Origin of the sequence: Pseudomonas sp. SIMBA_067, assembly GCF_046534675.1 — a bacterium.
GTDB lineage: Bacteria > Pseudomonadota > Gammaproteobacteria > Pseudomonadales > Pseudomonadaceae > Aquipseudomonas > Aquipseudomonas putida.
This window is the reverse complement of sequence record NZ_JAWRYH010000199.1, coordinates 1-320: the sequence shown is the minus strand read 5'-3', so window position 1 is coordinate 320 and position 320 is coordinate 1. Positions and strand designations below refer to the sequence as shown.

General features: G+C 55.6%; 1 protein-coding gene. It reads right to left on the bottom strand.

Features of this window, described 5'->3' with window-relative positions:
- Positions 1-120: 120 nt before the first annotated feature.
- On the bottom strand, positions 121-320 hold a 200-nt coding region (locus SB765_RS28715; protein WP_410932370.1), incomplete at its 5' end, for a hypothetical protein.

Sequence of the window (320 nt, the reverse complement as noted above, 5' to 3'; positions counted from 1 at the left end):
GTGTCCAACAACCAATGCCGGTACAGGTCGCTATCAACACTTAGCATGGCGTAGCCGATGTTTTCTAACCTTCGGTAAAGCTCATCTTTGAACAGAAAGAATTTTCGTTCGATTCAGGGCCTACGCGGAATCAACCGCCTCCCTTACACAACGGATGAACTTCGCAATATCCGCTCGCTGCGCCTGCCCGCTTTTCTCCACGAAACCTATTTCGCGCGAAAACGCGTACGCGTCCAGGGGCAACGCCACGGCGTTGTCCGGCATGTGCAGAGACACCGCCTGCAGAACGAGCGCAATGCCGCCACCCGGATCGAGCAGAC